The sequence below is a fragment of the Chlorogloeopsis sp. ULAP02 genome (assembly GCF_038404745.2).
Lineage (GTDB): Bacteria > Cyanobacteriota > Cyanobacteriia > Cyanobacteriales > Nostocaceae > Chlorogloeopsis.
Genome location: NZ_JAYKTT020000084.1, coordinates 61,065 through 74,686 on the forward strand (window position 1 = coordinate 61,065; position 13,622 = coordinate 74,686).

13 protein-coding genes are annotated in these 13,622 nt (G+C 42.3%); 9 read left to right on the forward strand and 4 right to left on the reverse strand.

Annotation, left to right across the window (positions count from 1 at the left end; all coding sequences use genetic code 11):
• The first annotated feature begins 34 nt into the window (after positions 1-34).
• Both rlmD and U2718_RS30985 read left to right on the forward strand, forming a co-directional pair.
• Positions 35-1,402: a 23S rRNA (uracil(1939)-C(5))-methyltransferase RlmD gene (gene rlmD / locus U2718_RS30980; protein ID WP_341993879.1), complete on the forward strand. Its 1,368-nt coding sequence runs from the start codon at positions 35-37 to the stop codon at positions 1,400-1,402.
• Between the two features lie 434 nt (positions 1,403-1,836).
• Complete coding sequence (locus tag U2718_RS30985; RefSeq protein WP_341993878.1) at positions 1,837-2,292, forward strand: anti-sigma regulatory factor; 456 nt, start codon at positions 1,837-1,839, stop codon at positions 2,290-2,292.
• A 104-nt stretch (positions 2,293-2,396) separates the two neighbouring features.
• Here U2718_RS30985 and U2718_RS30990 read toward each other — a convergent pair whose 3' ends face one another.
• A complete protein-coding gene (locus tag U2718_RS30990; protein ID WP_341993877.1) occupies positions 2,397-2,690 on the reverse strand; it encodes a DUF6439 family protein in 294 nt (97 codons plus the stop codon).
• A gap of 43 nt (positions 2,691-2,733) precedes the next feature.
• On the opposite strand from U2718_RS30990, the gene U2718_RS30995 reads away from it, so the two are divergent.
• Entirely contained in the window at positions 2,734-3,102 is a 369-nt protein-coding gene (locus tag U2718_RS30995) for a hypothetical protein (protein WP_341993876.1), read from the forward strand.
• 1 nt (position 3,103) lies between these two features.
• Positions 3,104-4,495 (forward strand): asparagine--tRNA ligase, encoded by a 1,392-nt coding sequence (asnS, locus tag U2718_RS31000; RefSeq protein WP_341993875.1) that lies wholly within the window; start codon positions 3,104-3,106, stop codon positions 4,493-4,495.
• Positions 4,496-4,670: 175 nt separating this feature from the next.
• Here asnS and U2718_RS31005 read toward each other — a convergent pair whose 3' ends face one another.
• Complete coding sequence (locus tag U2718_RS31005; RefSeq protein WP_341993874.1) at positions 4,671-5,990, reverse strand: APC family permease; 1,320 nt, start codon at positions 5,988-5,990, stop codon at positions 4,671-4,673.
• 216 nt (positions 5,991-6,206) lie between these two features.
• Here U2718_RS31005 and U2718_RS31010 point away from each other — a divergent pair, with 216 nt between their 5' ends.
• Positions 6,207-6,302, forward strand: a complete 96-nt coding sequence (locus tag U2718_RS31010; protein ID WP_341993933.1) for a hypothetical protein — start codon at positions 6,207-6,209, stop codon at positions 6,300-6,302.
• Positions 6,303-6,418: 116 nt separating this feature from the next.
• Positions 6,419-6,790 carry a chemotaxis protein CheB gene (locus tag U2718_RS31015; protein WP_341993873.1) on the forward strand — a complete coding sequence of 124 codons (372 nt, stop codon included), beginning with the start codon at positions 6,419-6,421 and terminating at the stop codon, positions 6,788-6,790.
• Between the two features lie 914 nt (positions 6,791-7,704).
• On the opposite strand, the gene U2718_RS31020 is transcribed toward U2718_RS31015, so the two are convergent.
• Complete coding sequence (locus U2718_RS31020) at positions 7,705-8,382, reverse strand: response regulator transcription factor (RefSeq protein WP_026087726.1); 678 nt, start codon at positions 8,380-8,382, stop codon at positions 7,705-7,707.
• Positions 8,383-9,429: 1,047 nt separating this feature from the next.
• On the opposite strand from U2718_RS31020, the gene groES reads away from it, so the two are divergent.
• From groES to U2718_RS31035, 3 genes are all read left to right on the forward strand, one after another.
• The gene (gene groES, locus U2718_RS31025; RefSeq protein WP_016878545.1) at positions 9,430-9,741 is read left to right on the forward strand and encodes a co-chaperone GroES; all 312 of its coding nucleotides are present in this window, start codon (positions 9,430-9,432) and stop codon (positions 9,739-9,741) included.
• Between the two features lie 81 nt (positions 9,742-9,822).
• Entirely contained in the window at positions 9,823-11,463 is a 1,641-nt protein-coding gene (gene groL, locus U2718_RS31030; RefSeq protein WP_341993871.1) for a chaperonin GroEL, read from the forward strand.
• A gap of 411 nt (positions 11,464-11,874) precedes the next feature.
• Entirely contained in the window at positions 11,875-12,654 is a 780-nt protein-coding gene (locus U2718_RS31035; protein ID WP_341993870.1) for a class I SAM-dependent methyltransferase, read from the forward strand.
• A 41-nt stretch (positions 12,655-12,695) separates the two neighbouring features.
• On the opposite strand, the gene U2718_RS31040 is transcribed toward U2718_RS31035, so the two are convergent.
• Positions 12,696-13,607 carry an alpha/beta hydrolase gene (locus U2718_RS31040; RefSeq protein WP_341993869.1) on the reverse strand — a complete coding sequence of 304 codons (912 nt, stop codon included), beginning with the start codon at positions 13,605-13,607 and terminating at the stop codon, positions 12,696-12,698.
• Positions 13,608-13,622 lie beyond the last annotated feature (15 nt).

Consider the following 13,622-nt stretch of genomic DNA (forward strand, 5'->3'; position numbering starts at 1 on the left):
AAACTACTAACTACTAACCACTAACTAATAACCAATGAAAGACACACTTTGGAAACAAGGCGAATTAATAGAAGTTAACATTACTGATTTAAGTGATACAGGCGATGGTGTAGGACGATCGCACGAGCGAGTAGTATTCGTGCCGGATACTGTGCCTGGCGATCGCGCTATTGTCCGCCTAGTACACGTCAAAGCCAAATTTGCCCACGGTAAGCTTAAACAATTGTTAAAATCTTCTCCTCACCGCATTCGCTCAAGTTGTATTGTGGCCGATAAGTGCGGTGGATGCCAGTGGCAGCATATAGATTATGAATATCAGCTAGTAGCTAAACGCAATCAAGTTATTCAAGCATTAGAACGTATTGGCGGTTTTGCACAACCACCAGTAAATCCGGTTTTAGCTCCTTTAAGTGCTTTGGGTTACCGTAATAAAGCTACCTATCCTATTGGTTTATCAGCAACTGGAAATGTTCAAGCTGGTTACTACCAAAAAGGTAGTCATCAATTAATTAATTTAAATCAATGCCCTGTCCAAGATACGCGATTAAATCCTTTGTTGACTCAAGTCAAACAAGATATTCAAAAGCGGGGTTGGCAAATTTATGATGAACATCGTCACACGGGGGTAGTACGCCATATTGGATTACGTATCGGTCGCCGCACTGGAGAAATTCTGCTAACTTTAGTGGTGAAAGATTGGGATTTACCAGGGATTAAAGATCAAGCACAAGAGTGGCTTAGGCGTTATCCGGATTTAGTGGGAGTTTGTTTAAACCGGAACTCTCAACGCACAAATTCCATCTTTGGATCTGAAACTCGGTGTGTTGCTGGAATCCCTTACCTGCGAGAAAAATTTGCTGGGCTAGAATTTCAAGTACGACCAGACACATTTTTTCAAGTCTATACAGAGACTGCGGAGGCATTGTTACAGGTCATTCAATCACAGTTGAATCTGCAAGGAAATGAAGTGTTACTGGATGCCTACTGTGGCATTGGCACATTAACTTTGCCTTTGGCAAAACAAGTACATCAGGCGATCGGTTTAGAAATACAACCAGAGGCAGTGGAACAGGCGATTTTAAATGCACAATCTAATCAAATAAATAATGTATCTTTTCTTACGGGCGCAGTAGAAAAAATACTGCCGCAATTGGAAGTAAAACCGGATATTGTTTTGCTAGATCCACCACGTAAAGGATGCGATCGCCAAGTGATAGAAACTTTGTTGTCCAATCAACCCCAACGAATTGTTTATGTCAGTTGCAAAGCCACAACCCTTGCCCGTGACCTCAAATTACTTTGTGAACATGGAGTCTATACCATTAAACTTGTCCAGCCAGCTGATTTCTTTCCTCAAACAGCTCATGTGGAAGCGGCAGCATTTCTTGTGTTATCACAATAGATAAAGGTACTGATACCTTTACAAAAACTCAAAATTTAAATTTGTAGTCTAGTGCATAGCAACAATGCTAAACTAGAGTTAAGGTAAGAATATAATCCTTCTGTTCATAATAAATAGAAGTAGTATGAGCTACTCTAAGACATACAATTAGGTTGTCTAAAATATAAGTCGGTAGTTAAAAGAGTAAGTTAACACTCTTTTGTTCATGGATACAAAGCATTTTTTGATTTGCTGACTGCAATAGCAGATTTATTTAGGCCGTTTTATATGAGAACAACCCAGTGTCAAAAAGAGAGCTTATGCTCCCTGGCATTTTCAAAATTTAGTTTTAAAGACTTAAGTTTGAAGGCAACATGACCACCTCAAAATTTAATCAGGGTGCCTGTGACACCAAACTGATGTCTAGCTAACTCTGAAGCTGCGGGGTTTCTCTTGTGATTACCATTTCACTTCGTCCACTCGGACGTAATTGGGGTACAATTAGCTTTGCCTCAACGCTATATCTTTGTCCAATACTAGATTTACTCTTGGCAGAAATTCCAGTCAAAATGCAAGCTGAATTGCGGCTAGGACTCCAGGAAGCCTTAGTTAACGCAGCCAAACATGGCAATAACCTTGATCCAAGTAAAAAGGTTGTAGTACGTTTTTCGTTAATAGATAATCAGTATTGGTGGGTGATCTCGGATCAAGGCAAGGGTTTCACTCCGCTATGCAATTGCGATACAGACCCATCACGATTTTTGCCATCAGATGAGGCAGAGAGTGGTCGTGGTTTATCAATTTTACATCAGATTTTTGACCAAGTAGAGTGGAACAAAAGGGGTACAGAGTTAAGACTTTGCAAATTATTAGATCAGAATCGACTCAGGATACCGCTGTTGCGAAATTAGGATAGTGGTTAGAGATTGTAGAGGCGGGTTTTGCTGATAATCTTGCCGTTTAAACTGATAATTTATCTTCTAAACCCGCCTTTATAGTAGTTAGTAGTGAACGACTAGCCACTAACCATTTTTTTGTCTCCGTGAGTTGGGCAGGGTGGTGCAGTAATAGAGCGATCTAACCATCCCGTTGCCACTTCTAATCTTGCCAGAGCTTCTTGTTGTTGATCCTTGAGAAGGAAGACAAGAGCTGCCGCTAGTTGTTCGCTAGCGCGAGCTTTACGATTAGACTTGAGGCGGTGCCAATCATTAGGGGAAATGCTCAGTTTCTCCATCAACGCTTGGGCAAGCTCCAAGGTAGTGTGATCATTCAGTTGACTGTTTTGAGGCTGCTGTGTAAATTGAGACATACACTTTTAGCAAAGTCGCATTTATCTTTACTGTACTACTTTAATGAAGCAGCCTCCAAAATCAAGAGAACCATCAGAAGAGAAAAATCCAGAACTAGATTTTGAACAAGAACTGTTGGAAGTAGGGCGATCGCTTGGGGCATTAAAACAGCGTTATCGACAGGTAAAACGCGATAGTCGTCAACAAAAACAATTGCAACAACAGTTTGAGCAGCTCAATCAAACTAAAAATCTGACGCCAGAAATGAGAGCCGAGTTACGGCAAATTCAACAGCAATTGGAAGTGCTAGAAGTGTGCTTAGAAAGCCAGCTGTTTTCTTGGCACGGATTGAAAGATCCTTTTTGGCAAGCCGTCCGCTTCGGTGGATTGGGCGTTATCATAGGCTGGATATTAAAGTCTTGTGCTGGATAATATGGTAGCTCGAAGGATTGCAGAAATCTTAAGAAATGGTCAGCCGGATGAATCAATAAAGGTTCAAGGCTGGGTTCGTACAAAGCGTGAATTAAAAGATTTTGCTTTTATTGAAGTCAATGATGGCTCTTGTTTGGCTAATTTGCAGGTAGTAGTCAGTACAGAATTGCCAGACTACGAAGCTCTCTTAAAAAAATTAAATACGGGTGCCTCTGTGGAAGTATCGGGGGTATTGGTAGCTTCCCCGGCAAAAGGGCAACGGATTGAGTTGAAAGCAAATAGCCTAGAAGTCTACGGAGAAGCTGATCCCGAAACTTATCCTTTGCAGAAAAAACGTCATTCTTTTGAGTTTCTGCGTACTATTGGACATTTGCGATCGCGCACCAATTCTTTTGGGGCAGTTTTCCGTGTCCGCAATGCTTGTGCGACTGCTATTCACCAATTTTTCCAAGAACGTGGTTTTTTGTGGGTGCATACTCCCATCATTACAGCAAGTGACTGCGAAGGTGCGGGAGAACTTTTCAGTGTCACTAGTTTAGACTTGAAAGACATTCCTCGCACAGAGAAGCAAACAGTAGACTATAGTAAAGACTTTTTTGGTAGACCAACCTATTTAACAGTTAGCGGTCAATTAGAAGCCGAAATCATGGCGATGGCATTTACCAATGTCTATACATTTGGCCCTACTTTCCGTGCAGAAAACTCCAATACCTCTCGCCACTTAGCAGAATTCTGGATGATCGAACCAGAAATGGCTTTTTGTGATCTCCACGGTGATATGGATTTAGCTGAAGAATTCCTCAAACATATATTCAAATATGTAATAGAGAAATGCCCAGAAGACATGGAATTTTTTAACCAACGCATAGATAATACAGTGCTGGCAACGGCAGATAATATTATAAACAATCAATTTGAACGTATCACTTATACAGAAGCAATAAAACTTTTAGAAAAAGCTGATGTTAAGTTTGAATATCCGGTGAGTTGGGGCTTAGATTTGCAATCAGAACATGAACGCTATCTTTGCGAACAAATGTTTAAAAAGCCAGTCATTGTTACCGACTATCCAACCCAAATTAAAGCCTTTTATATGCGCTTAAATGACGATGAAAAAACTGTTGCCGCGATGGATATCCTCGCATCGAAAATAGGTGAAATTATCGGGGGATCGCAGCGGGAAGAACGGCTAGACGTGTTGGAAAAGCGGATACAAGCCCAAGGAATGAAGCCAGAAGATTTGTGGTGGTATCTTGATTTACGCCGTTACGGTACAGTTCCTCATGCTGGCTTTGGATTGGGATTTGAAAGACTTGTGCAATTTATGACAGGAATGGGAAATATCCGTGATGTGATCCCCTTCCCACGCACGCCAGAAAATGCAGAGTTTTAAGGATAGTTATAAACCGAGTTTATAAAATACGCCCTGTAAGATCCCCGACTTTTTAGAAAAGTTGGGGATCTGTGTTTTGAGTTTATGCATTTTTACTCACATTTTGCTCCTAACAATATGAATGTCAAAACCACAACTACGTGCAAGGAGAGCTAGGCATTCACTTATTGCCGGGTTAATAAGTGCGTGGTAAGTGTGTTCTTCTGAAAGCCTTTTGGATCAGAATTAGAAGCATTCCAATTCCTACAAACACCAGCGCCAAAATGTGACTTGCACCAGAAGCAAAAGCAAACAGAACCAGATTGAAAAGTAACGCGATCACCGGAACTATATAGGGAACCCGAAACCCGTTAGTTTCAGGTTCTCGGCGTTTTATGAGTAGCAGCGAGAGGTTGACAAGACAAAACATTGCCAGAATCAAGGTGGCGGTAGTTCCTGCTAAAAATTGCAGCGTTCCAGAAAGCGCCAGAAAAATGGCAATTGGTAAAATGACCAGCAGCGTTCGATAAGGCGTGGCTCTGTGTCGATGTAGTTTCCCTAACCAAGCGCTTAGAAGTCCTTCACGCGACATCCCAAACAACAGCCGCGATGCCGTGACAAAATTTAACAGCGCCGTATTGAGTACAGCAAATAGAGCAATAATTGTAAAAACGATCTGGGGAAAATTGGGCTGCGCTCGACGAACTACATCGAGTAACGGAGCGCTTGAAGCAGCAAGCTCGGAGGGATTGAGTACTTGAATAGCAAGCCATGAGACGAGTATATAGACTACGCCCGCGATCGCCAAGGCAAGTAAAATCGCTCTTGGCACGTTACGTTCGGGATTTTTAACTTCCTCCGCAACATTAACAATATCTTCAAATCCAATAAAGGCATAGAAAGCCAGTGCCGCTCCCTGGAGCACTGCACTCCAACCTATGGCTTGCTCGTTAGGGACAGCAGCAGGATTAGCCGCACCAGCACCGCTCAAAAACAAGGTTGAAACCAAAATTACAATCAAAAGACCGGCAACCTCAACAGATGTGCAAAAAATATTCAGAGCCGAGGATTCCTTCATGCCTCTGAAATTGACAAATGCCAACACCGAAAAAAGCGCCAGGATAATCAGCCAAGCTGGAATCGCTGGTATAAAAGCGTTGAAATAGCCAGCAAATGCTTTCGAGAGCGTCGCCATCGAAACCAAGCATGTACAAAACATTAACCAGCCGACTAATATAGAGAGCCAGTCGGTGCGAAATGCCCTGTGGACAAAGCATGCTACTCCACCGCTTTGTGGAAATCGGCTGCCCAGTTCGGCGTAACTTAAAGCCGTGAATGCCGCTACAATCATAGCGGTTAAGAACGAAGCCCAAACCAAAGTGCCGGCAAGTCCGGCAATTTTTCCGACTACCGCATAAATTCCCGCACCCAAAATATCACCCACTCCGTAAATCACCAAAGTTGGCAATCCAAACACTCGCTTGAGTGAATCTGCTTCTGCTACATTTTTTTGCATACAACGCCTAAGAGCTTTTTTTTACTCAACTGCTAACTTTTCAAACATCTTTGTTACTAGGTTGAACTGGTAACGAAGGTTTTGAGGCTGCGCCTCCAGAATGATGGTTTCCGAATAAGTCTGCAAAGGTTCTGGAAGCGAAGTTGCCGTCAATGGTATCGACGCTTGGAACACGGTACGCAGTGGAGAGTATGACTGGTGGTGACTGATATTGATATGCCCCGCTCGAGTGGCTTTGAACTTACAAGCCAGATTAAAACCCATGCCAATTTAAAGCATACTCCTGTAATTATTGTTTCATACAAAGACTGAGAAGAAGACCGACTGCAAGGATTAGAAGTAGGTGCAGACTACTATCTAACCAAGAGCCACTTTCATAATATAGGCTTGTGCAAGCAGTGATTGACTTGATTGGAGAGGCTTAAGGCATGAGGATTGCCATCGTCAAAGATACGCTCATGGCAGTGGAGATAATGCGTCGGATAGTCAAAAAAGAGCCAAATTACAAGTTGGCGTGGGTTGCCTACGATGGTGTAGAAGCTGTTGGTAAAGGTGCAGCAGACACCCCTGATTTAATTTTGATGGATGTACTCATACCCAGAATGGATGGAGTAGAAGCCACTGGTGCTCGCGGTTTAAGCTTATTGCGGCAAGCTGGTTGGCATACCATTGCCCAAGACGAAAAGACTTGCGTTGTTTATGGTATGCCTAAAGCCGCAGTAGACTTAGGAGCAGCAATAGAAGTTCTGCCTGTGGAAGCGATCGCCCCAACTTGTGTCAAACATTTACCTATTTACTAAATATTTTGTAATTAATATTTATACTTCTATTTATGTAAAATAATTAATATTTATACTTCTATTTATTTAAAAATTAATATACTATTCAAACATGAAAATTTTTAAAATTAATAATGCACATTGTAGTTTACAGCAAATTTCGTGTATTTGAACCACAATTTTTTGTCGGGGTGAGTTTAGCAAATATCCTTTCGGTTTAAGCTAGAGATTTAAATAAAACCCGCAATGCAATTGATGCTCTCTTAGAGCAGGAGGAATAAGAAAATAAACAAATTTTGATTCAGACAGAAACAATTGATGAAAAATATATTAGAGTTAGAATTAAAGACAAGGGGCCAGGAATTGAGTTAGAAAACCAAAAGTAAAATCTTCGATCCATTTTTTACGACTAAGCCAGTAGATAAAGGCACAGGCATAGGATTAGCAATTAGCAGTCAAATTGTTGATAAGCATAAGGGCTAAATTTCAGTTAAGTCCGAACCAGTACACGGAACTGAATTTACCATCGAGATTCCTATAAAAATAGACTGATATTAGGATTACTATTTGATTTTTGAACAACATGTAGGGTGTGTGATCGCAAAGTGTAACGTACCATTTCCAAGGATTTGGTGCGTTCGACTAAAGTCATAACGCACCCTACTTAATTTTTCTCTGGTATTGGCAGGAAATCGCATCAGGAGCAGTAATCTTACAAGTATATACAAAGATATAGCTGCTTAAAGGCGGCGCTACCAAAGTCTAACTTCGCAAGATTGTAAATCTTAAACTATACAATCAACTCAACTAAATTCAGGAATTTTAATATCCATTCACTAGTAAAAACAATAAACACTTGAGGTATGAGTTTTGAGTTATGTGTTTGTAATTTCAAAACTTACTCATAACTCAATTCTCATCACTTAATGCTTTATTTATGCCATTTGATTTTCAATCGCCCACCGCGCTAGTTCAGTGCGGTTGTGTAGATTGGTTTTGCCCAACATATTGGACACATGGCTTTCAACTGTACGCTGACTGACATTTAGCTCTTCAGCAATTTCGCGGTTTGCTAAACCCCTAGCAACAAACTGCACCACTTTTAGTTCTGTGGGGGTTAATTGTACATCGAAGGGAACTTGGATACGGGAGCCATTCTCCCCTCCTTTTGCCTGATGTTCTTTCCAACGAATGGTTTGCTTTAGAGAAGATTCTACCTGTGCTACTAGTTCCTCAGGCTCAAAGGGTTTAACCATGTATACATCAGCACCTTTATTCAGACCTTTAACTCGGTCTGCGCTTTGTCCCTTAGCCGAAAGGAATAGAACGGGAATCCAACTGGTGCGTTCGTTTTGCCGGACTTGCTCTACAAAAGTATAACCATCCATTTCCGGCATCATCACGTCACAAATGATCATGTCTGGAATATCCTGCTCTAAAATTTCCAGAGCTTCTCGACCATTTTCTGCGGTGATGACTTCATATCCCCGAAATTCCAAGTAATCCTTCACCAGCAAAATCAGGTTGGGGTCATCATCAATGAGTAGAAGTCGTTTGTGATCTTTCATGCTGGGTTCTTTCATAGCAGTGGCACTTGTCGCGCTTAGATCCATCAAGGTCTTGAATAGCAATCCTTTTTGGTGGTTTGTTGTGATTTTGTGCTTTTTCCTACTTAACTTGCCTTTGGTTCGTAAATATCTCAAAATAATAATTGCTTTTGAGAAACTACTATATCAATGGCAAAAGTCCAGTGAGGATACGTAGAGCATTAGTATTTATAATGCGTTATTATATATCGCTTTGAAAGGAGCGGGCAAAAAACTTCAATTGAATAATAATCTTTCAGATTATCAAATTCTTTTTGGCTAAATATGCTCCCTGTTAACAATTAACCCGCACTTTCCCTAGCTTGCTGTCTTACCATATCCTTCGGCTATTAAGCTGATATCAGTTGATTGCGAAAAACCGAAGCATTTTCTGACAAGGAATGAACTAGAAAAGCATACTCTTCAACCACCTTATTTCCTATTAAGTGTTTTTGTATAACCCGCTCAATAACTTTCACAGTTGTTTAGCGATCCCAGACTCTATCCGGGTAAACAACTATTATCGGCCCAGAGCAACAAACTCGCAAGCTGTCGGCTTTGCTTTGAAGTATGCAACTGGGATGACTCTGTTGGGAAAAATCTAGCTACAGCTGTTTTTAGCCGCTTGTTCAAGTTTTCCCTTGTTTCCAGACTAGCTTCTTTTGCACTATATTTAGGCATATTCTGAACAGTACAGATAAAAATATTTCTCTGAATTTTTCTCAAGTCCCGAAGTTTCTATACAATTACTTAAGGCTTTTGTTTGGGGCTGTTGAGTGGTTTTTCTTATTTCTAGACTAAGTTGGATCACTTTATTTTTTACCTATCCCACAGTCTCTAATTTCTGTTCTATAACAATTTCCATGCTTTGCAAATAAATTTGACCATATATAAATATTCGTAACTTAATCAAAAAAACCTGAAAGACTCAATAATTAGAGTATTTTTACTCAAAATAATTCTGTACCTGATCAAGTTCGGGAACCCGTACACTCCAAATTGTTGCTATTGCGCATCATCCTTCGCTAAATTAGCACTCAGGAGTTGAGAGTGCTAACCAAGCACGAAATTCGTATGGCAGCTGTATCTCTAAGCGTTTCTACCGTTAAACCTTTAGGCGATCGCGTTTTTGTGAAAGTGAGCGCCTCTGAAGAAAAAACCGCAGGTGGATTGTATTTACCCGATACTGCAAAAGAGAAGCCTCAAGTAGGCGAAGTAGTTGCAGTTGGTGATGGCAAAGTCAAAGATGATGGCGGCCGTCAGCCAATGGATGTAAAAGTAGGAGACAAAGTTCTTTACTCCAAATATGCCGGTACCGATATCAAACTGGGTACCGACGAATATGTACTACTTTCAGAAAAAGACATTTTGGCGATCGTTTCGTAGTCATTAGTCATTGGTCATTAACAATGACTGCTGAATAAATGGCAAGTGACAACTAAACATAAAGAATTGAACTAGAGAATTATGGCAAAGCGCATTATTTACAACGAAAACGCTCGTCGCGCCTTAGAAAGAGGCATGGATATCCTGGCTGAGGCAGTAGCTGTTACCCTCGGCCCCAAAGGTCGTAACGTAGTACTAGAAAAGAAGTTTGGTGCACCACAAATTGTTAACGATGGTGTAACCATTGCTAAAGAAATTGAATTAGAAGACCACGTTGAAAACACTGGCGTTTCTTTGATTCGCCAGGCTGCTTCCAAGACCAATGACGCTGCTGGTGATGGTACCACCACTGCTACTGTTTTGGCACACGCAGTAGTCAAAGAAGGCTTGCGTAACGTTGCAGCTGGTGCAAACGCGATTCTGCTCAAGCGCGGTATTGATAAAGCTACTAACTTCTTGGTAGAAAGAATTAAAGAACACGCTCGTCCTGTTGAAGATTCCAAAGCTATTGCTCAAGTAGGTGCCATCTCGGCTGGTAACGACGAAGAAGTCGGTCAGATGATTGCCGAAGCAATGGATAAGGTAGGTAAAGAAGGTGTAATTTCCCTGGAAGAAGGGAAGTCTATGACCACCGAATTGGAAATTACTGAAGGGATGCGCTTTGACAAAGGCTACATCTCTCCTTACTTCGCCACCGATGCAGAGCGGATGGAAGCAATCTTCGATGAGCCTTTCATACTGCTAACCGATAAGAAAATTGCCCTAGTACAAGACCTCGTACCAGTTCTAGAGCAAGTAGCTCGCGCTGGTCGTCCTTTGGTAATTATCGCCGAAGATATTGAGAAAGAAGCTTTGGCAACCTTGGTAGTCAACCGTTTGCGTGGCGTTCTCAACGTTGCTGCTGTGAAAGCTCCTGGTTTTGGCGATCGCCGCAAAGCAATGCTCGAAGATATCGCCATCCTCACTGGCGGTCAAGTCATCACCGAAGATGCTGGACTGAAGTTAGAAAACGCCAAGCTAGATTCTCTGGGTAAAGCTCGCCGCATCACTATCACCAAAGACAACACCACCATTGTTGCTGAAGGTAACGAGCAAGCTGTAAAAGCTCGTGTCGAGCAAATTCGCCGTCAAATGGAAGAAACAGAATCTTCCTACGACAAAGAGAAATTGCAAGAGCGTCTGGCTAAGTTAGCTGGTGGTGTAGCTGTCGTCAAGGTTGGCGCTGCTACCGAAACTGAAATGAAAGATAAGAAGTTGCGCCTAGAAGACGCCATCAACGCTACCAAAGCTGCGGTAGAAGAAGGTATCGTTCCTGGTGGTGGTACAACTCTGGCTCACCTCTCTCCCCAACTCGAAGAGTGGGCAAACAGCAACCTTAAGGGTGAAGAATTGACTGGTGCGTTGATCGTAGCTCGTGCTCTGGCTGCTCCCCTGAAGCGTATTGCTGAAAACGCCGGTCAGAATGGCGCTGTGATCGCTGAACGCGTGAAAGAAAAAGAGTTCAACGTTGGCTACGATGCTGCTAAGAACGAGTTTGTTGACTTGTTTACTGCTGGTATCGTCGATCCTGCGAAGGTGACTCGTTCTGCTCTGCAAAACGCAGCTTCCATCGCGGGGATGGTGTTGACAACTGAGTGTATCGTTGTTGACAAGCCTGAGCCTAAGGACAATGCTCCTGCTGGTGCTGGCGCTGGCATGGGCGGCGGTGACTTCGATTACTAAGGTTTATCTTGTGGGACGGGCATCTTGCCCGTCTTGATGTAAAAACAGCTGCTTCCTTGGGGGAGGTGGCTGTTTTTTTATTGAACCGCCATAGACGCCCGTCAGGGCGGTGTAGGGTAGACGCAAAGGGCACGAAGGAGGGGAGGGGAAGTTTTTAAGCTGTACCAAGAGCAAATTATTTAAACTTGAGAAATATTTTGAGAATTATTTATTTCACTCATCTGTAAAATAGTCTGAATCTATTTTTTTGATTTCATAACTAGATACTTAGTTTTAAAAGTGATCGCCCATCCTACAAATCCTACAAAAAAAAGTTGTAGAGTGTTAAAAAATAGCGCGATCGCACCCCTCCCAACTTTCTGTCTCTATGTTCTCTGCGCCTCTGTGGTTCAATTTTTTAACCTACAACTGATGAGCCAAAATCACTCCGAATCCACACCTCTGCACACACTCAACCCCCTAAATCGCTTTTCCGATAGAGTCGAGGATTACGTCAAATACCGCCCAAGCTACCCAGCCGCAGCCATTGATAAAATCTTGGAAGGATTGGCATCTTCCTCCCAACTAGTAGCCGCAGATATTGGTGCGGGGACAGGTATTTCTGCTCGGTTGTTAGGCGATCGCGGCGTGAGAGTAATTGCTATTGAACCAAATGCAGCCATGAGAGAAGCGGCTGAACCTCATCCTTTAGTCGAATTTCGGGATGGAACAGCAGAAGTTACCAATCTCAGCGATGCTTCTGTGGATTTAGTAACTTGTTTTCAAGCTTTCCACTGGTTCAATCCCCAGCCAAGTTTATCTGAGTTCCGCCGCATTCTCAAGCGATCGGGACGATTAGCAGTGGTGTGGAATAACCGCGACAAGGAAGATGTTTTGACTGTCGAATATAGTCGCTTGATACGTGCAGCATCGAATAACCACCCAGCAGAGTCGCGGATGCAGACAGTAGAACCACTATTTGCAACTAAACATTTTGTTAATATTCATGAATATACCTTTGTCTATAAACAACAGTTAGATTTAACTGGACTGATCGGACGTGCGATCAGTGCTTCTTACGTTCCCCGTCAAGGTTTAGCTTACGAACAACTTATTTCTGGTTTGCAAGAATTATATGAGCGTTGTTGCGATGAGCGTGGTTTTGTTGACATGGTTTATCGTACCAGCGTCCACCTTGCGGAGCCAGCATAAAATTCGTGGAAAGCCAGAAAAAGCTTCTATTTTTCACCTACTTACGTTTGTGGTGTGTTAATTTGTAAAAACTCTCTTACTCGCTGCAAATAAGTAGAAGCATCTTCCAACATTGGGAAATGAGCCGTATTGGGAATCACCACAAACTCAACTTTGTCGTTTAATGCTGCTGCTTGACGTCCCATTTCGGCGGGAATAATTTTGTCGTACTCCCCTGATATTATTAATGTTGGTTGCGCAATCCGAGCAAATTCCTGGGGCATCAACTCCGCTGCTGCTTTACTAACAGAAGTAAAAATTGTACCTAAAGCAGCATCATAATCCGCAATTAAAAAATCTTGCAAAAAAGCGCGGCGCTCCTGGGCAGGTATGGGGCTATGCAAAAATCGCGCCATAAACATTCGGTCTACTAATGGTATCTTTTCTAACCATTTAGGGCGAAATTTAACGACGTAGCCACCAAATTTGTAAAAGGCTGCAAACGCTTTTTCATCGTACTCAAAAATACCGCTACAGGCTAAGATTGCTTTTTCCACGCGATCGCTATAGCGGTTAAGAAATAAAGTACCAACAGAAGCACCCATCGAATGAGCATGGATATACACACGTTGAATCTTTAACTCGTCTAACAACGCTGCCAAATCGTGCGCGTATTCCTCTAATTCGTAGGTTAACTCTCTTGCTGCTTCTGATTCTTGCTGCGGTGAATGCGATTCAATCACTGCTTCACTTGCTTGAGCTACAGCAGTAGGTTTACCACGAGAACGCCCAAATCCCCGCAGATCGTAAAGCAAACAATCGAATTGTTCTGATAAAGCTGCGGCAGTACTTCGCCAGTAGCGAGCCGAACCAGCCCAACCGTGAATGAAAACCATCACTGGCTTTTCTAAGACAGATGATTTTCGTATCCATTCATAGTAGTGTTCAACGCCATGAACATTAATGTATGGCATCTCAATACTGAAGTG